Origin of the sequence: Sinimarinibacterium thermocellulolyticum (assembly GCF_040327995.1) — a bacterium.
GTDB lineage: Bacteria > Pseudomonadota > Gammaproteobacteria > Nevskiales > Nevskiaceae > Solimonas > Solimonas thermocellulolyticum.
Genome location: NZ_JBEPIJ010000002.1, coordinates 134620 through 151836, shown reverse-complemented (window position 1 = coordinate 151836; position 17217 = coordinate 134620). Strand labels below are relative to the sequence as shown.

At 66.3% G+C, this 17217-nt stretch carries 17 protein-coding genes; 5 read left to right on the top strand and 12 right to left on the bottom strand.

The annotated features are described in order from the left end of the window. Window position 1 precedes the first annotated feature (1 nt). From ABSH63_RS02515 to ABSH63_RS02505, 3 genes are all read left to right on the top strand, one after another. Window positions 2-409, top strand: a complete 408-nt coding sequence (locus ABSH63_RS02515; RefSeq protein ID WP_352887165.1) for a GFA family protein — start codon at window positions 2-4, stop codon at window positions 407-409. Window positions 410-419: 10 nt separating this feature from the next. After that, entirely contained in the window at window positions 420-812 is a 393-nt protein-coding gene (locus ABSH63_RS02510) for a VOC family protein (RefSeq protein ID WP_352887163.1), read from the top strand. An 80-nt stretch (window positions 813-892) separates the two neighbouring features. Beyond that, on the top strand, window positions 893-1906 hold the full coding sequence (locus ABSH63_RS02505) for a ParM/StbA family protein (RefSeq protein ID WP_352887161.1): 1014 nt from the start codon (window positions 893-895) through the stop codon (window positions 1904-1906). Between the two features lie 101 nt (window positions 1907-2007). Here ABSH63_RS02505 and ABSH63_RS02500 read toward each other — a convergent pair whose 3' ends face one another. Beyond that, window positions 2008-3453: a WS/DGAT/MGAT family O-acyltransferase gene (locus ABSH63_RS02500; RefSeq protein ID WP_352887159.1), complete on the bottom strand. Its 1446-nt coding sequence runs from the start codon at window positions 3451-3453 to the stop codon at window positions 2008-2010. Between the two features lie 200 nt (window positions 3454-3653). Here ABSH63_RS02500 and ABSH63_RS02495 point away from each other — a divergent pair, with 200 nt between their 5' ends. Beyond that, on the top strand, window positions 3654-5111 hold the full coding sequence (locus ABSH63_RS02495; protein ID WP_352887157.1) for an aldehyde dehydrogenase family protein: 1458 nt from the start codon (window positions 3654-3656) through the stop codon (window positions 5109-5111). Between the two features lie 97 nt (window positions 5112-5208). Here the strand turns inward: ABSH63_RS02495 and ABSH63_RS02490 are convergent, their stop codons facing one another. The 9 genes from ABSH63_RS02490 to ABSH63_RS02450 all read right to left on the bottom strand — a co-directional run bounded on the left by ABSH63_RS02490 (window position 5209) and on the right by ABSH63_RS02450 (window position 14181). After that, window positions 5209-6705, bottom strand: coding sequence for an aldehyde dehydrogenase family protein (locus ABSH63_RS02490; RefSeq protein WP_352887155.1), 1497 nt, complete (start codon window positions 6703-6705; stop codon window positions 5209-5211). Between the two features lie 85 nt (window positions 6706-6790). After that, entirely contained in the window at window positions 6791-7657 is an 867-nt protein-coding gene (locus ABSH63_RS02485) for an SDR family NAD(P)-dependent oxidoreductase (RefSeq protein ID WP_352887153.1), read from the bottom strand. A gap of 102 nt (window positions 7658-7759) precedes the next feature. Then, entirely contained in the window at window positions 7760-9115 is a 1356-nt protein-coding gene (locus ABSH63_RS02480; protein WP_352887151.1) for a DUF1329 domain-containing protein, read from the bottom strand. A gap of 107 nt (window positions 9116-9222) precedes the next feature. Then, entirely contained in the window at window positions 9223-9546 is a 324-nt protein-coding gene (locus ABSH63_RS02475; protein WP_352887150.1) for a 2Fe-2S iron-sulfur cluster-binding protein, read from the bottom strand. A 64-nt stretch (window positions 9547-9610) separates the two neighbouring features. Further along, window positions 9611-10621, bottom strand: a complete 1011-nt coding sequence (locus ABSH63_RS02470; protein ID WP_352887148.1) for an aromatic ring-hydroxylating oxygenase subunit alpha — start codon at window positions 10619-10621, stop codon at window positions 9611-9613. Window positions 10622-10767: 146 nt separating this feature from the next. Then, window positions 10768-10932: a rubredoxin gene (gene rd / locus ABSH63_RS02465; protein WP_352887145.1), complete on the bottom strand. Its 165-nt coding sequence runs from the start codon at window positions 10930-10932 to the stop codon at window positions 10768-10770. 139 nt (window positions 10933-11071) lie between these two features. Continuing rightward, the gene (locus ABSH63_RS02460; RefSeq protein WP_352887142.1) at window positions 11072-12370 is read right to left on the bottom strand and encodes a cytochrome P450; all 1299 of its coding nucleotides are present in this window, start codon (window positions 12368-12370) and stop codon (window positions 11072-11074) included. A 31-nt stretch (window positions 12371-12401) separates the two neighbouring features. After that, complete coding sequence (locus ABSH63_RS02455; protein WP_352887140.1) at window positions 12402-13064, bottom strand: TetR/AcrR family transcriptional regulator; 663 nt, start codon at window positions 13062-13064, stop codon at window positions 12402-12404. A 193-nt stretch (window positions 13065-13257) separates the two neighbouring features. After that, on the bottom strand, window positions 13258-14181 hold the full coding sequence (locus tag ABSH63_RS02450; RefSeq protein WP_352887138.1) for a glycosyltransferase: 924 nt from the start codon (window positions 14179-14181) through the stop codon (window positions 13258-13260). Between the two features lie 239 nt (window positions 14182-14420). Between ABSH63_RS02450 and ABSH63_RS02445 the strand changes: the two genes are divergently transcribed. Then, on the top strand, window positions 14421-15185 hold the full coding sequence (locus ABSH63_RS02445) for a glycosyltransferase family 2 protein (RefSeq protein ID WP_352887136.1): 765 nt from the start codon (window positions 14421-14423) through the stop codon (window positions 15183-15185). 36 nt (window positions 15186-15221) lie between these two features. Here the strand turns inward: ABSH63_RS02445 and waaA are convergent, their stop codons facing one another. Then, window positions 15222-16490, bottom strand: a complete 1269-nt coding sequence (waaA, locus tag ABSH63_RS02440) for a lipid IV(A) 3-deoxy-D-manno-octulosonic acid transferase (protein WP_352887133.1) — start codon at window positions 16488-16490, stop codon at window positions 15222-15224. An 11-nt stretch (window positions 16491-16501) separates the two neighbouring features. Continuing rightward, on the bottom strand, window positions 16502-17215 hold the full coding sequence (locus ABSH63_RS02435) for a 3-deoxy-D-manno-octulosonic acid kinase (RefSeq protein WP_352887131.1): 714 nt from the start codon (window positions 17213-17215) through the stop codon (window positions 16502-16504). Window positions 17216-17217 lie beyond the last annotated feature (2 nt).

Below are 17217 nucleotides of genomic sequence, written 5' to 3'. Positions count from 1 at the left end.
GATGATGGGAAACGCCGTGGAACTGGTCACGCATCTTGGCGGCTGCCACTGCGCTCGCGTGCGCTTCGAGGTGCGTGCGCCGGCGCGGCTGCGCGTACAGCGCTGCAATTGTTCGATCTGCGCGATGACCGGCTTCGAGCACCTGATCGTGCCGGCGGCGCGCTTCACCCTGCTGTCCGGAAGCGACGTGCTGCGCACCTACCGCTTCGGCACCGGTACCGCCCAGCACCACTTCTGCGGCGTCTGCGGCATCAAGTCCTTCTACGTCCCGCGCTCGAACCCCGACGGCTACTCGGTGAACCTGCGCTGCCTGGACCCGGCGACGATCAGCGCCGTCGACTACGAGGACTTCGACGGCCGCAACTGGGAGAAGCACGCGCACACGCTCGCCGGGCTGTCATCGGCCTGAGTGCCGAGCGATGCGCACCTGGTACCCGATCATCACCACGGCGGCCTTGCACGAATGCGCGGACTTCTACCAGCGCGCCTTCGATGCGCGCGTGCTGTTTCGCAGCGAATGGTATCTGCACCTGAGCGTCTGCGGCGGCGAGATCGGCTTTCTGCGTCCGAACCCGCCGACGCGCCTGCCGGTGTTTTTGCACACCACGCAGACGCGCGGCCTGTGCCTGGCGATCGAGGTGCCCGACGTGCGCGCGGTCTACGAGGACCTGCAGCGCCGGCAGATTCCGCCGCTGGGCACGCTGAGCCGCTATGGTGACGGCGAGCTGAGCTTCAGCGTCGTCGATCCGGCCGGCACGGTGCTCAACGTGGTCGCGCGCCGCGACGGCCGGGCCGACCTCGAGCCGCCATAACGCCGGCACCGGCGCCGACGCTTTTGTGTTTTGACAGGCCGCGTGCTAGAAACGCGCGCAACTTGCAAGAGGACACACCCGTGAAGGTGCTCGGCGCGGACATCGGCTTCGGCTACACCAAGGCCACTGACGGTAAGCAGTTCCAGGTTTTCAAATCGGTCGTCGGCGAAGCCAACGAGGCACAGTTCAACGAAAGCCTGCTGCCCGGCGCCACGCCGTTCCCGCGGCACATCCAGATCGGCAACCAGTCGTTCTTCGTCGGCGAGCTCGCCGAGCAGCAGTCCCGCGGTCGCGGCTTCACCCTCGACCAGAACCAGTTCCTCGGGCAGTACGCGCGCACGCTGGCGCTGGCGGCGCTGGCGCCCTTCGTCGACAGCGGCGATCCGGTGCGTCTGGTCACGGGGCTGCCGATCAGCTTCTTCCGCAGATACAAGGATGCACTGACCCATCTGCTGCAGGCGCGGCACAGCATCCACGTGGTCAAGACCGGCACGGGCGAACGCGAGGAGAAAATCATCAACATCGAGCGCGTGCGCGTGATTCCGCAGCCCTTCGGTTCGATGTTCAACCTGATGCTCAGCGACATCGGCAAGCCGGCGAGTCAGCGCTTCATCAGCGAGAAGATCGGCATCATCGACGTGGGCTTTCGCACTGCCGACTACACCATCAGCGAGAAGACCCGCTATTCCGAGCGCGGCAGCCAGTCGTCCGACTCCGGCATCGCCGTCGCCTACACCGCGATTGCCAATGCGCTGCAGGAAAAGAGCGGCGTCAACATCGAGCTGTACCGCCTCTACGACGGCGTATCCAAGGGCACGATCAAGATCAAGGGCAAGCGCTACGACCTCACCGGCATCGTCCAGCACGCCTTCCAGCAACTCGCGACGCGCATCGCCCAGGAGGTCAATCGCCTGTGGGCCGACGACTGGGACATCGACGCCATCGTGCTCACCGGCGGCGGCGGCGCCGCGCTCGCGCCGTTCCTCACCCCTTTGCTCGAAGGCGAAGTGCTGCCGCTGCCCGCCGACTCCGACGCGCGCCTGAACAACGTCTTCGGCTACTGGAAATACGGCCAGCATCTGTGGGGGGCCTAGAGATTCTTGATGCCGGCGGCATCGAGAACCGCTAGGCCGGGCGGCCAGGGATGGCTTGAACACACGATCTAGAAGGATCGGATGCCAGTGGTATCCGCCCCTCAGGCCGCCCTTTTCCCCCGCTTGCGCGCCGCCGGCTTGGCCGTCGTCGTGTGCGCCGTCCCGGTCGAGCCCAGCGCCCGCTCCAACTCTTCCAACGCCTCCCCCATGTACACCGCGAGCCGCTGCATGCTCGGCAAGGTGTCACGGCAGCCGGTGATGCCGATGTTGAACTGCCCGGCGTAGCTCACCGAGGTGATGTTCAGGGCTTGACCGTGCGAGAGCAGCGACACCGGATAGATCTGCTCCATGCGCGCGCCGTTGAAGTAAAGGGGCTCGCGCGGCCCTGGCACGTTGGAGATGGTGACGTTGAACATCGGCCGCGCACGCCCGCCGAGGCCGGCGAGCAGCTGCAGGATGAACGGTGCCATGAAGATCATCGTGTAGCTGTCGATGCCGGCCTTGGGCAGCGCCTGCAACTGATCCTTGGCGATCCGTGTGGACTGATGGATCAGGGCCAGGCGTTGCAGCGGGTCTTCGACCGTGGTGTTGAGATTGGCGATGATGAAGCTGATGGCGTTGCCGGCGTTCTCGTCGTCGGCCGGGCGCACCGACACCGGCACGCCGGCGGTGAGCGACTTGCGCGGCAAGGCACCGATCTCGAGCAGATAGCGCCGCAGCGCGCCGGCGCAAAGGCCGAGGAACACGTCGTTGAGGGTGACATCCGCCGCACGCGCGACCGCACGCACACGGTCCAGATCGTAATGCTGGGTCGCGAAGCGGCGCTGCGCCGAGACCTTGGCATTGAGCACCGAATGCGGCGCCGAGAACGGCAGGGCTTCCTGCGGATCACGCCGCTGCACCGCGCTGCGCACCACGCGCCCGAGCGCACGCGCGACGGCCGGGGCACTGCCGAGCTGGTTGCGAGCGGCTTGCATGAACTTGCGCAACTGCGCGTCGATGCTCTGCGGTTCGCGCTCGCGGCCGGCGCCGCAGCCCACCGCCCAAGGGGGAGGCTGGCTGCGCGCATGCGGATCGGGTGTGAGCATGCGCTGCAGCATGCGCATGCCGCCGACACCATCGACCAGCGAGTGGTGCATCTTCATGTACAGGGCGAAACGGCCGCCTTCGAGGCCTTCGATGACATGCGCCTCCCACAGCGGCCGGTTGAAGTCCATCGGGTGCGAGTGCAGGCGCGAGATCAGCACGCCGAGTTCGCGCTCGCCACCGGGCCGCGGCAGCGCCGAGTGGCGCAGGTGGTAGTCCAGGTCGATGTGCTCGGCCTCGACCCAGGCCGGCATCACCGCCTTGAGCTTGGGCGAGGCGAGCTTGAGATTGAACGGCCGCGCAAAGCGCGGCACCGAGCGCAGATGCTCGAACAGCCCCTGGATGAAGTCGCCGGGCGCGTCCTCGGGCAGCGAGAAGATCGCCATACAGGCGACCTGCATCGGCGTGTCGACCGTGTCGACATACAGCCACGCCGCGTCCAAAGGCTTGAGCGTCTTCATGTCGCGTTCCCCCTCCCGGCTCGTCATCGGCCGTCTTCCGAGGGCGTGACCTTAACGCAATCAGTGCTTTGCGCGGGCGGTTCGAGATGAATCTGACGGGTGTGTCATCAATCGTCGTGCCGGCCTATACTCGACCAACCGTTCAATGATGAGGCCGCGTGAGGCTCACTGCCCCGTGCCTCGCGATTCCGGAGAGACAGATGAGCTCGGTCGTTTCCTACCTGCCCGGCAGCGCCGCGGCCCCGACGTCCACCACCGCCGCCGAGATCCGGCGCGTGTTCGAGCGCCAGCGCGAAACCGCGATCCGCCTGCGCCGCTCGACCGCGCAGGAGCGCATCGCCAAGATCAAGCGCCTGTGCGACGCGATGATGCGCTACCGCGAACAGATCCACGAGGCCGCCTACCTGGACTTCAAGAAGCCGCCGGCCGAGGTCGATCTGGCCGAGGTGCTGCCGGTGATCAGCGAGGCCAAGCACGCGATGCGCGCGCTCAAGAAATGGATGAAGCCGCAAGGCGTGTGGCCCACCAGCCTGACGATCGGCCTGAAGTCCTGGGTGCAATACGAACCCAAGGGCCGCTGCCTGATCATCTCGCCGTGGAACTACAACGTGAACCTGTGTTTCGGCCCGCTGGTGTCGTGCATCGCGGCCGGCAACACGGCGATCCTCAAGCCCTCGGAGATGACGCCGCACCTGTCGGCGCTGATGGCGAAAATGATCAAGGAGCTGTACGCCGAGGACGAGGTCGCGCTGTTCGAGGGCGACGTCTCGGTCTCCACCGAGCTGCTCGCGCTGCCCTTCGATCACATCTTCTTCACCGGCTCGCCCGCGGTCGGCAAGGTGGTGATGGCGGCCGCGGCCAAGCACCTGACCTCGGTCACTCTCGAACTCGGCGGCAAATCGCCGACCATCATCGACGAAACCGCCGATCTGGAACTGGCCGCGCGCACGCTGATGTGGGGCAAGTACACCAACAACGGCCAGACCTGCATCGCACCCGACTATATCTACGTGCACGCCTCGAAGAAAGACGCTTTCGCGAAGGCCTGCATCGAGGTCATCGAGTCCTGTTACGGCAAGACAGCGGCCGAACAGATGAAGTCGCCCTACCTCGCGCGCGTCGTCAACCAGCGCCACACCCAGCGCATCAACGCGCTGCTGACCGATGCCAAGCAGCGCGGCGCCCGCGTGCTATGCGGCGGCGAGACGGTCGAGCACGAATGCTTCATCCAGCCGACGCTGCTCGACAACATCCCCAGCGACGCCAAGATCCAGTCCGAGGAGATTTTCGGGCCGCTGCTGCCGATCATCCCGTATAGCGATCTGGATCAAGTCATCGACGCGATCAATGCCGCGCCCAAGCCGCTGGCCCTGTACATCTGGAGCCGCCACGAGCCGACGATCGAGAAGGTGCTCAAGAGCACCAGTGCCGGCGGCACCTGTATCAACCACTGCGTCGTGCAGTACGCGCACGGCAACCTGCCGTTCGGCGGCGTCAACAATTCCGGCATCGGCAGCGCGCATGGCATCTACGGCTTCAAGGCGTTCTCGCACGAGCGCGCCGTGGTGCGCACGCGCTTCATGATGGCGCGCACGCTGTTTCCGCCCTATACCGACTTCAAGCGCAAGCTGCTCGATCTGATGATCAAGACGCAGTAGGGGACCGTCACCATGACGAAGAAGGCCGCTCGCGAGCGGCCTTCTTCGTTTGCGCAGTCGTGCGCGGCGGGTTCGTTGCGATGCGACTTGCCCCGCCCTACTTCTTGAACATCGCGCTCAGGCGGATGATGCCGTTGATCGCGTTGATCATGGCATCGGGAAGCTTGATCTCTTTGCTCAACATCTGCGCGACCATTCTCTTGTACTTGTCCGAGTACGGCGGAAACATGATGTTGGGATCGCCGGCCGGATAGCGGTCCTCGACCACCGCTCGCGGGTTCGAGCATTCGAGAAAACTGTAGCGGCCACCCAGGCGCCCCTGGCCGCTGGCGTTGACGCCGCCGAACGGCAAGTGCGGGTTGGTGCCGGACTGGATCAGATTGTGGTTGACCACGGTGCTGCCCGAGGTCGTGCGCGCGAGAAACCAGTCGATCGCCTCGCGATCCTTGGCAAAGATGTACGAGCCCAGCGGCTTGGGCCGGCGACGAATCGTCGCGATCGCGTCCTCACGGCGCGCGTACGGCACGATGCAGATGACCGGCCCGAAGATCTCCTCGCGCATGATGCGCATGTCCTCGGTCACCTTGCTCAGAATCGTCGGCGAGATGAACAGGTCGTCGGCGTCGGTCTCGCCGCCGAACTCGAGCTTCGCGCCCTTGGCCAGCGCGTCGTCGAGCAACGCCTTGATGCGATCGAAGTGCTTGCGGTTGACGATGCGCGGCAGCTCGGGCGAATGCGGGAAGCCCTTGCCGTCGGCGTTGTACATCGCCGCCATGTGGTTCGCCAGCTCGCTGGTGAAGCGGTCGACGACGGACTCGTGCACCAACGCGTAGTCGGGTGCGAGGCAGACCTGGCCGGCGTTGGCGACGCGGCCCCAGGCGATTTTGCGTCCGGCCTCGGCGAGATCGGCACTCTGGTCGACGATCACCGGGTTCTTGCCGCCCATCTCCAGCGTCACCGTCGCGAAGTGCTCGGCCGCGGCGCGCAGCACGATGCGGCCGACCGCGTGGCCGCCGATGTAGAAGATGTGGTTGAACGGCAAGGCGAGTAGCGCGCTCGCCGCCTCGGCCGCGCCCTGTACGACCGCGAACTCGTCCTCGCCAAAGACTTTGGCGACGATGTCGGCGAGCACCTCGGCCGAGTGCGGCGCGAGCTCAGACGGCTTGAGCGTGAAGGTGCAGCCGGCGGCGATCGCGCCGAAGCCCGGCACGAAGGCCTCGGCGATCGGCGCATTCCAGGTCGAAATGTGCAACACCGTGCCCTTGGGCTCGTAGCGGACGTAGCTCACCTTGCCCAGCGTCATCAGCGAACCCTGGACCGGCTGCGGCGCCATCCATCGTTCGAGATGGCGCACGATGAACTCGGCCTCGGTCTTGATCATCAGAAGCTGGGCGTCGACGTCGGTCGGTGCGAGCCGAAGCTCCTTATATGCCGCCTCGAGGATCGCCGGTCGCGCGTCGAGGATGGCCTTGAGCAGACGCCGGATCTTGTCGGTGCGCTGCGCCGCCGTGGTCAGCGCCAGTTCGCGCGACTTTTCGAGCTGACGATCGAACAGATCGGCGTAGGGGTTCGATTCCTTGAGCACGGCGTTCATCTGAAGCTCCCGAACTGCGGTTGCGGATTGCGTGCACAGCAGCTTTTCTGCAGCCTGGGCTCCGCAACCTGCAGCCGCCTGTGTGTCATCCCGGGTGCGCGGGAATCTTGAAGGTCTTGCGCATCACGAATTCGAGCTGGCGGTCCGACAGCAGCCGGCGCATCACGCCCATGGGCTTGACGTCCTTGCCGAGCAGTTCCATCGGCGCCCACTTCTTCTTGTCGAGGATCTTGAGCGTGCCTTCGAGCGCCTGTTCCGGCGTGCTGCCGGTTTTCTCCAGCATGTCGGGCAACACCTGCATCATCACGTGACCCAGGTGCGGTTCGTAGACCCGGCGGATCGCCTCGGGCTGCTCGTACCAGCTCTTCTTGGTGTTGGCGTGCGAGTTCGCCGACATGCCGGTGAGCACCCCGCCGGGCACGATCGACGTCACTTGGATGCCGAACGGCGCCAGCTCGTGACGCAGCGTCAGGGTCATGCCGTGGATCGCATGCTTGGTCATGTTGTAGGCACCGGCGCCGATCGGATTGGCGATGATCGCCCCCGAGCTGTAGTTGGCGATGCGCGAGCCCGGCGCATTCTTGCGGATCAGCGGCAAAAAGGCCTGGATCACCCGCAGTTGTCCGTACAAATTGATGTTGAACAGCTTTTGCACTGCCGGCAGGGGCACGCCTTCGAGCACGCCGGTGGCGATGTTGGCGACGCCGGCGACGTTCATCAGCAGATCCAGGCCCTTGCCGTCGAGCGCCGCGGTGACGATCTCGGCGCTGCGCTTGACCGAGTCATCGTCGGACACGTCCTGGTCGACGACGGTGAGATTGCCGCCGGTCTGCAGATCGGTCGGTGCGCTCGGCAACACACCGGCGAACACGCGCCAGCCGCGCCCAACCAGCGCCTTGGCGAGCAGATTCGCCTGACCGACGTTCGCTCCGGTGATGAACGCAGCTTTCATGGATCAGTTTCCAGTTCCTGGTTTCCCGTTTCCGGGAATCGGCCAAGACATGGGGCGCGCATCCGCTTTTTCCGGACAACGCAAACGGCTAGTGCCGGCGTGTCACTGCAAACCCCGGGCCGCCGCCTGCGGGCTGAAATCCGCCGGCGTGAGCGGGATGTTGATGCGCCACCAGTCCTCACCCCGTTCGTTGACCAGATAGCCGGCCTCATAGGCCTTGGCGGTGAGGTCGTGGTAGATCGACGCGCCGCGGTGGAAAGTCGCCGATTCCTGCGAATAGAAGTAGTTGGCGAAGGCCACGCGCCAGAGCTGACCACGCGCGTCGTAGTTGTCGGCCCACAGCGCGATCCAGGTGTCCTCGTCGGCGTACAGGCGGCGCTTGGTATAGATGTGACGCATGCCGTCCTTGAGGTAACCCTCGACGATCCATACGCGGTGCAGTTCGTAGCGCACGTAGTCCGGGTTGATCGTGTTCGGCTTGATCAGCTCGCTGTACTTGAGCGCCGGATCGTTGATCTTGAAATTGTGGTAAGGGACGTACATCTCCTTTTTGACCACCAGCTTCCAGGTGTAGCGCTCCGGCGAGCCGTTGAAGACGTAGTCGTCGTCCACGGTGCGTAGGCCGGCCGGCGGCACCGGGTAGTCGCAGCAGACCTCCGGCGCCTGGCGCACGCGGCGCAGACCCGGCTGGTACTGCCAGGACTGGGTGGCGTCGTTCTTGAAGTTGTTTGGCTGGTAGCCGACCGCGACGAAACCCTTGTCGCGCTCCGGCAGCAGGTAGCCGGTGTAGAAGTAGGCGTTGATCTTGTCGGTGTACGAACCGCGCTTCTTCGGGTCGTTGCCGGGATTGAGCGTCATGAACTTGTTACGCCCCCAGGCGATGCTGCCGTTGGCGTAGACATCGGCGATGTCGCAGACCGCCTTCTCGGTCCAGGCCCGGTGGGGATTGATGATATTCCACACCGCCTCTATGCCGCTCTGTGGGAACGGGAACGGGATCGCGCCGCTGGTGCCGGTGATGCCCAGGCCGTCGTCGATGACTTCGGCCTCGACGGCGTTCTTCTTCACCGTGTCACAGACCCAGTCCTGGAAGCCGAAGTCGCGATGGCTCGGGTAGACGTTCATCCGGTACGAGTCCGGATACAGCTTGAGCAGCGCCTTCTGGCCTTCGGTCAGCTTGTCCTCGTACTGCGCCATGTTCTGCGCCGTGATCGTGAACAGCGGTTTTTCGTCCGCATAAGGCCCCGGCTCGTAGCCGTAGTCCTTGGTCACGCCCGGCCACTTGCCAACCCACTTGCCGGTGTACTCGGCGACGCCGGAGGCACTGCCGGCACGCTCGGCGCCCATGCAGGTGAGCTCTGGACCGTCCAGCTCGGCCGCCTTCTCGGGCGACACCTTCGCCGCGAGCGACAGCGGTAGAACCAGAAGACACGCCAAAGCGACGGATTCGAGTTTCATGTGGATTCTCCTCCTTACGATGTCGGCAATGCTAAGCGCGGCGACGATCGGTGCATCGTCCGAACTGAGTATCCACCCTCACCCATCGCGCTTGCCATCGCGCCGCTTCAGAACGACGGGGCGATCTCGACGCACAGGCCGTCGATGCCATCGTCGACGGCGATCTGGCATGACAGGCGTGAGGTCGGCCTGAGTTCGACCAGCTCGCCGATCGCCTCGAGCATCGCCGCCTCGTCCTCGCTCTTGGGCGGCAGCCGATCCGCCCATGCCGGATCGACATACACATGGCAGGTACCGCAGGACATCATGCCGCCGCAAGTGCCCTGCACGCCGGTGTTGGCGTCGCGCAGCGCATCCATGAGCTGGCCGCCGCCGGCGACGTTCAGATTCTGTGTGCCGCCGTCACGACCGATGACGCGTACCACTGCCATTTGCCGTCCCTCAAAAAAAGCGGCTGCGCCGTGCGCAGCCGCTACCAGCCGCGTGAGCCGCGGATCAGATCTTGGTCGAGTCCTCGTAGCCGGGATAGAACTGCCTGAACCACTTGCGGAACTGCAGCACCGGACCGTCGCCGTCGCACAAAAGCGGATTGGGCCGGTACTTCTTGTGGTTCCAGACGATGAAGTCGACGCTCTCGAAGCCGGCGCTCTCCTCGCCTTCGGCAGCGCCGATCATGTGGTCGATGACCTTCTTCGACGCGGCCAGCTCGGGCGAGCCCTCGGGGTAGTCGACGTGCCGGAACGACATGTTCATCTGCGTCTTCTCGCGCGTGATCGGCACCGAGTAGGAGATCATCGTCGCGGTGATGCCGTGCTGGTTGAAGCGCATGACGTTCAAGCCCGGGCCATACGAGGTGCCCTGGATGTAACCCTGGCCGATGTCGAGCTTCATGATCGGGCCTTCGTAGGTCGTCCGCACCGGCGGAATCATCGGCGCGCCGTGCAGGAACTTCAGGTGAGCCACGTCGGGGCCGTTCTCGGCGATCTCCTGGATGCAGGTGTCGGCGGTCCAGGAGCCGCGCCGGTTGCCGGCATACCCCTTTTCGTCCTCCAGCTCCGGGATGTACGGCAGCTCGAAACTCGGCGGCTCGCAAGCGGGGTGATACCACGCCCAGAGCATGCCGTACTTCTCGACCATCGGCAGCGCGCGCAGGATCGGCTGCTTCTTGGCGATCGGCGGCATGAGCTTGGCGTAGGGGATGTGCTTGCACCAGCCCTGGGTGTCGTATTCCCAGTGATGGAACGGGCAGCGGATGTGCTCGCCACAGACCTTGCCGCCGTGACCGATGTGCGCACCCAGGTGAGGACAGTACGGATCGGTCATGCCCGGCTTGCCGGATTCGGTGCGGAACAGCACCCATTCCTGATCGAAGACGAAGACGTTGCGCATCTCGCCCGGCTTGAGCGTGTCGGCATAGTCGATGAAGAACCAGCCGACCGGAATCGGGAAGGGGCAGCGCTCCAGTGACTGCGATTCCAGGAGTGGCTTGATGTCGATGGTACCCATTCTGGCTCGCCCTCCTTAAGGCTTGCTGTGGTTGCGGCAACACGGACGCGAAACCGGCCGCGCGTGGCGCGCAGACTGCGATACTGCACCACCCCCCTGCGACCGTCTTAGTCCGTTCAGGTGAAAGACGGCCAAGCCCGCGGCGCTCATGACTCGTAGACCTCGAAGGCCGACTTGGGCGAGCCGCATTCGGGACAGATCCAGTCCTCCGGCAGATCCTCGAACGCGGTACCGGGGGCGATGCCGGCGTCGGGAATGCCCAGTGCCGGATCGTAGACGTAACCGCAGATCACGCAGATGTATTTGCTCAATGGCCCACTCCCCATCCGGTCGGCCCGAGCGCCGCGTGCGCATCGCGGACGCGGTGTATCGGGGTCATGCGACGCCGGCACGGGCATCTCGATACGCGCGCTGCGCGCGCCAGTCGATGCGAACGGCTGTTGTCGCGCCTCATGCTGCCTTGCGCGCCGCGGAAAGATTGGTCTTCACCACCAGGCGGTTGATGCGCCGCGCGTTGTGGTGGGTCCACTCGTAATCGATGCGGCCGTCGCCGTCGGCGAGCGTGGCGTCGGGGAAACGCTTCATGAACTCGGTCAGCATCAGGCTGCCCTGCACGCGCACCAGATAGGTGCCGATGCAAAAGTGCGCGCCGGCGCCAAAAACGATGTTGCCGTCGAGACGGCGCGTGATGTCGAGCCTGGTCGGCTCCGGCCATTTCGCCGGATCGTGCCAGGCGGCCATGATGTTGATACCGATGCCCTGGCCCTTCTTGATCAACTGGCCGGCGAACTCGACGTCCTCGGTGGCAAAGCGGAAGAACGGCATCTTGCCGAACGAGCCCCAGCGCAGACATTCGATGATCGCGTTCTCCATCAGCTCCGGCTTCTGCCGCAGCAGCGCGAGCTGATCGGGGTGGCTGAGCAGCGCCAGCAGCAGGAAGGTGTGCAGATCGGTCGCGGTGTCGGAACCGGCCGTGATCAGCGCGAAGATCACCGACAGGATCTCGTGGTCGCTGAGCTGCGAGCCGTTGTCGCTGGCGCTGATCAGGCTGCCGAAGAAGTCGTCGCCCGGCCCTCCGGCGCGCGCGCGGCGTTCGGCGAGCAACTCGCGAAAGTATGCAAAACCCGGCAGCGTCGCCTGCACCGCGGCCTCGCGCTCCTTGGGGCCGAGGTTGATGCGCGTGGCCTTGATGACGTTGACCGCGAACTCGTGGAAGAAGTCCTCCTTGTCGGTCGGCACGCCGACCATGCGCGCGATCGCGCGCACCGGGATCTTCGAAGCCAGCGCCTGGTAGACGTCGAACTCCTCGGCATCCCCGATGTCGTCGAAGCATTGGACGATCAAGTCGCGGATCTTGGCCTCGATCTTGCCCATCACCGGCTTGGAGAATGCCGGCATCGTCAACTTGCGCAGGCGCAGATGGTCCTTGGGCGAGACGGCGAAGAAGCCGACCTCGTAGGCCTTGTCGAAATCGTTCTTCTGATCCTCGGGCTTGGGCGGCGGCGCATGCTCCCAGTGGCCGAAGTACGGCGAGAAGCGGTTGTCCTTGAGCATGCGATCGACCAGCTCGTGCGAGCTGACGATCCACATCTGCAGATCCTTGTGCCAGGCGATCGGATAATCGCGGATCAGGGTCTGCCAGACCGGATCGGGATTGCGGATGTAGTCCTTCGAGTACGGATTGAACACCCGCGCGTCGATCTCGATGCGGCCTGCATGCGGGGTGTGGCTCTTGGCGGTGTCGTTCATGGGGCTCTCCTCGGTTTTGCGCGCTGGCGCTTCAGTCGCCGAAATCCGGCGGCGGCTCGCCGCGCGACAGCGCGATGCCGCGCAGAAGATCGCGCAGCGCGTGCAGCCAGTGCGACGGATCGGGGTTGACGTAGACGCCGCTGGCGCTGCGCACCCGCGGCAGGGCATGGCGATCGCGCTCGGCGAGCGCGCGGCGCATGGCGACGTCCTGGGGCATACCGGCGGCGCGCGCGGCGCTCACCGAGGTCGCGCCCACGGCCGCGCCGATCGCCAGCATGGCCACGGCGTGGTGCAACTGCACGCCCTGCGGCGGCGTGAAGCCATGCGGTTCGAGCGCGGCGAGAAACTGCTCCAGAAAGTCGATCTCGACATCCGGCCCGAGGCGCCCCTTCATCAGCTCGTAGACGAGCTGCGGCTCGCGCGCGAAGGACTCGAACAAGGTCTCGGCGTAACCGATCGCGATCGCCGCCCAGTGCCCGGTGGCGCCGGCATCACGGCGCGGCAGCCGGCTGCTCAGGGCGACGCGGAACGCGGCCAGGCGCACCAGCTCGTCACGATTGCGCACATGCCGGTAGAGCGTGGCGATGCCGACCCCGAGCTTGTCTGCGACCTGCTTGAGCGTAACCTTGTCCAGACCGATCTCGATCGCCGCGGCGATGATGTCCGGCGCCTGCACGCGCGGCGGCCGGCCCACGCGGGGCGGCGGCGTTGGCGCTCGGACTTTGACGGCTGTTGTCGGCATCGGACCCACATCTGGGACGTCCGCCATAGTTTCGAGAATCGATTCTCGAAAATCCTCACCCAGTCGGACGAGAATTCGCCGAACCGCCGATCCGCTCCAGTCACGGCCGGGCGCGCGCGGCGCCGCTGTCCGCTGGCGCGGTCTTTCAGACTTCCGCGCTGCGATCCTTGCGCACGAAGTCGCCCACCAGCGTGTAGCGACCGGGCCGCCACCTGGGCAGGCCGAAGCGCCGGTAGAACGCGGATTCGAGGAGGCGCCGGCGCTCCTTGCCGGTGAGATGGGTGCGCCAGCGTGGGTCGTCGTAATCGAGAGTGATCGGATGCCGCGCGATCCGCTCCTGCATGACCGCCGGATGATCGCCGCGGTAAGGGCGGATGCAGTCGCGAGCAATCCACTGGTAATAGGACTGCGCATCAAAGCGGGCGTCGTCGCCGCGCAGCTTGTGCGGCGCGTTGCGCAGCTTCCAGGTCATTGCCTCGGGGGTCAGTAGCTTGCCGTAACGGAACATGTCCACGCCGCTGTCGATGCAGCGCAACGCGCGACCGCGCTCGCCGTAATTCTCGAACACCGAGAAGGTCATCGCGCTGGTGATCGCGTAGACGCCGTTCCACGGCTTGAAGGCGCGCACGACGTATTTGAAGCGGTCCGGATAGGTGCGGATGAAGTGGCGATAGTCGCCGTAGAACACCAGGCGCTCGATCAGCAAGCCTTCGACCTTGGGGTTGTCGAGGTGCTCGGTCATCAGCGCGCGCAGCCGCGGCAGGTCACGCTCGTGGAACAGCTCGTTGCCCTGCACGTAGACGATCCAGTCGCCGCGGCAGCTCAAAAGGCCCAGGTTGGTCTGCTGCGCGAGCACGCTCGCCTTGGGCGTGACCGGGGGCCAGACCGAATCGATGATGCGGATCTTCGGATCACCGATGGCCTCGACCGCCTCGCGCGAACCGTCGTGCGACTCGCCGACGACGACGACCATCTCGTCCACGAGCGGCAGGATCGACCGGATCGCCTCGACGAAGGGGTAGCCAAGGGCAATGCCGTTGCGGATGAAGCTCAGGCCGGAAATCAGCATGGGAGGCAGCGTGGTCGGTGCGGGCGGCGCCGACGTTGTACCGGCGCAGCCGCCGGCGGGCAAGCCCCGTGCGGTGCCGCCATGTGGGAACACCGCGCCCGAGGCGACCGCTTCGGCGATCCCGCGGGCCGCGCCGCTTGCCATGGCCGCGACGGCGCCAGACCTGGCGCGGCATTGCCCTTGGCGTGCGCTGCCGCTTCAATAACGGCTCGACCCTTTCGGCCCGCTTCTCCGATCCCATGAGCGCCCGTCGCCGTCTCTCGGTATTCCTGATCGTCAAGAACGAGGCCGATCGCATCGACGACTGCCTGGCCTCCATCTGTGGATGGGCCGACCAGGTCGTCGTTCTCGATTCGGGCAGCACCGACGGCACGGTCGAGATCGCGCGCCGACGCGGCGCCACGGTGTACCAGACCGACTGGCCGGGCTTCAGCGCGCAGCGCAACCGCGCGCTCGGGCTCGTGGACGGCGAATGGGTGCTGTCGATCGACGCCGACGAGCGCGTGACGCCGGCACTGCGTGACGAGATCGACGCTGTGCTCTCCGAACCCGAGCTCGATGCGACGCTGATCAAGATGCCGTGGCGGACTTATTTCTTCGGGCGTCCCTTGCGTTTCGGCCGCTACACCGCGCCACAGGGCAAGCTGTTCCGGCGCGAGGGTGCGCGCTACAGCACGCGCCCGGTGCACGAACAGCTGCTGCTACCCGAGCGGCGCGTGCGCACGCTGACCGCACCGCTGGATCACCACAGCTGGCGCTCCTACGCCCACGCCCAGGAAAAGCACCTGCAGTACGCCATGCTGCTGGCGCAGCACAAGCACGCGCAGGGTGAGCGTGCCAGCCTGGCCTATGCCTGCTTGCGGTTCTTCACGGATTTCATCCAACAGTACGTGCTGCGCCTAGGGCTGCTGGACGGCTGGCGCGGGTTCTTGATGGCGGTGATCCTGGGTCAGTACGCCTTCCACAAGTACGCCGCGCTCAGGACCTTGAGCGAGGACCGCTGACCCAAGGAGCGGCCGCCACACACGCCGCGATCCAGCTCAGGGGCACGCCGGCAGGGTCTGCAGCATCGCGAGCACGCGCATGGTCGCGCCTTGATGGCTCTGCAGCGCCGCGCGTGCCTGCAGGCCCATCTGCCGGGCGCGCTCGCGGTCGTGCAGCAAGGAGGCCACGGCATCGGCGAGCTCGGTCGCATCAGCGACTTCGCGCGCCGCCCCGGCCTCGAGCAGCAGCGCGCGCGCCGGCCGCTGCTTGTGCATGTGCGGGCCGAACAGCACCGGCAGCCCCAGCGCCGCCGGCTCCAGCACGTTGTGTCCCCCCACCGGCACCAGGCTGCCGCCGACGAAGGCGAGATCACTGGCGGCGAGATAGCAGAACATCTCGCCCATGCTGTCGCCCAGAAGCACCTGGGGCGTGGGCGGTGAGCCATGAGCCATGGGCTCGGCGCTGCGACGGACATAAGTGCAGCCGCTGCGCTCGATCAGGCGCACCACGGCGTCGAAGCGCTGCGGGTGGCGCGGCACCAGGATCAGCACCGCATCGGCATGGGCCTCGAGCAGGCGCCGGTGCGCCTCGAGCGCGGCCTGCTCCTCGCCCTCGTGCGTGCTCGCCGCGACCCAAACCGGGCGCTCGGCGCCGAGCGCGTCGCGCAGCGCGCGCCCTGCGGCCAGTTGCGCGGGCGGGGGTACGCAATCGAACTTTAGATTGCCGGTGATTTCCACGCGGCCGGCACCGAGCGCGCGGTAGGCCGCGGCATCGTGCGCCGACTGCGCGGCGATCGCGCTCGCCGATGCCACTGTCTCGCGTACCAGCGCGCCGAGCAGGCGGTAGCGACGCTGCGAGCGCGGCGACATGCGCGCATTGGCGAGCAGCAGCGGGATCCTTCGCCGCGCCAGCTCGCGGTACAGCGTCGGCCACAGCTCCGACTCCAGGACCACGACGCGGCGCGGCCGCCAGCGCGCCAGTCGCCACCGCACGCACGCCGGCAGATCGATCGGCAGGTAGGCGTGGACCACGCGCGGTCCGAAGCGCTGGCGCACGAGATCGGAGCCGGTCGCGGTCATCGTCGTCACGCCGATGCGGCCATCGCCATGACGTTCGAGCAGGGCTTCGATCAGCGGCGTTGCCGCCTGCACCTCGCCGAACGAGGCGGCGTGCACCCAGACCTCGAGGCCGCCAGCGACCGGCATCGCCCATCCGAGCCGCTCGCGCCAGCGGCCCGCCTCGGCGCGATCGCGTCCGCGTCGCCGAAGCAAGAGCAGCACGAACGGCGTCGCCAGGGTCAGCAGGAGCAGATAGAGCGTGCGCACTGGCCGTCCGCCTATCGGCCGCGATAGCCGGCGAGCAGGGCGTCCCAGCCGCGTTCGACGGCCTCGCGCTGCGCCGGGTCGCCCGCGAGCTTGTCGACCGAGCGCCGCAGGCGCGGCAGTTCGCTGCGCAGCAGACGCGACGGGGCGTCGAGCCGGCCCTTGTCGAAATCGAGCAAGTGGATGCGGCCGTCGGCGCCGCGCAAGATGTTGCGCAGGTTCAGATCCGGATGGTGCACGCGCGCCTCGTGGAAGCGTCGCAGCACCGCGCCGGCGGCGTACCAGTCCGCAAGCTGCAGGCGTTTGGCCTGCAGCAGCTCGGCGAAGGGCTCGGCGTCGGCGATCAGCTCGGACAGCAGATGTCCCTGGTATTGCCAGAGCGTGCGGCGCACGTGCGCGGCCACCGGTCGCGGCACCGGCAAGCCGCGCTCGCGCAAGGCGGCGAGCAGATGCCATTCGCGCCACGGCCGCGTCGCCGCAAGACCAGTCCAGACGTAACTCTGCGCGGACAGACGCGCCACCAAACCGCCGCGCAGGTAGCGGCGCAGCACCCAGCGCGACTCGCCGTGACGCACGACGTGCGCCTTGGCACGACCGGCGAAGCTCGCTTCGACCGCGCCGCGCGCCTGCCACCAGTTAAGGTCGAACAGCTGCGGCGAGGGCGCGGCGATGAGCGTCGCGTCGTATACGATAAACTCGTTGGCGTGCCGCCAGGAACCGACCTGCATGC

What these genes read in the sequence shown, in the direction of transcription:
- ABSH63_RS02515 (WP_352887165.1), top strand. Translation starts at nt 2, where the DNA reads ATGATGGGAAACGCCGTGGAACTGGTCACGCATCTTGGCGGCTGCCAC.
- ABSH63_RS02510 (WP_352887163.1), top strand. Translation starts at nt 420, where the DNA reads ATGCGCACCTGGTACCCGATCATCACCACGGCGGCCTTGCACGAATGC.
- ABSH63_RS02500 (WP_352887159.1), bottom strand. Translation starts at nt 3,453, where the DNA reads ATGAAGACGCTCAAGCCTTTGGACGCGGCGTGGCTGTATGTCGACACG.
- ABSH63_RS02495 (WP_352887157.1), top strand. Translation starts at nt 3,654, where the DNA reads ATGAGCTCGGTCGTTTCCTACCTGCCCGGCAGCGCCGCGGCCCCGACG.
- ABSH63_RS02490 (WP_352887155.1), bottom strand. Translation starts at nt 6,705, where the DNA reads ATGAACGCCGTGCTCAAGGAATCGAACCCCTACGCCGATCTGTTCGAT.
- ABSH63_RS02485 (WP_352887153.1), bottom strand. Translation starts at nt 7,657, where the DNA reads ATGAAAGCTGCGTTCATCACCGGAGCGAACGTCGGTCAGGCGAATCTG.
- ABSH63_RS02480 (WP_352887151.1), bottom strand. Translation starts at nt 9,115, where the DNA reads ATGAAACTCGAATCCGTCGCTTTGGCGTGTCTTCTGGTTCTACCGCTG.
- ABSH63_RS02475 (WP_352887150.1), bottom strand. Translation starts at nt 9,546, where the DNA reads ATGGCAGTGGTACGCGTCATCGGTCGTGACGGCGGCACACAGAATCTG.
- ABSH63_RS02470 (WP_352887148.1), bottom strand. Translation starts at nt 10,621, where the DNA reads ATGGGTACCATCGACATCAAGCCACTCCTGGAATCGCAGTCACTGGAG.
- ABSH63_RS02460 (WP_352887142.1), bottom strand. Translation starts at nt 12,370, where the DNA reads ATGAACGACACCGCCAAGAGCCACACCCCGCATGCAGGCCGCATCGAG.
- ABSH63_RS02450 (WP_352887138.1), bottom strand. Translation starts at nt 14,181, where the DNA reads ATGCTGATTTCCGGCCTGAGCTTCATCCGCAACGGCATTGCCCTTGGC.
- ABSH63_RS02445 (WP_352887136.1), top strand. Translation starts at nt 14,421, where the DNA reads ATGAGCGCCCGTCGCCGTCTCTCGGTATTCCTGATCGTCAAGAACGAG.
- ABSH63_RS02435 (WP_352887131.1), bottom strand. Translation starts at nt 17,215, where the DNA reads ATGCAGGTCGGTTCCTGGCGGCACGCCAACGAGTTTATCGTATACGAC.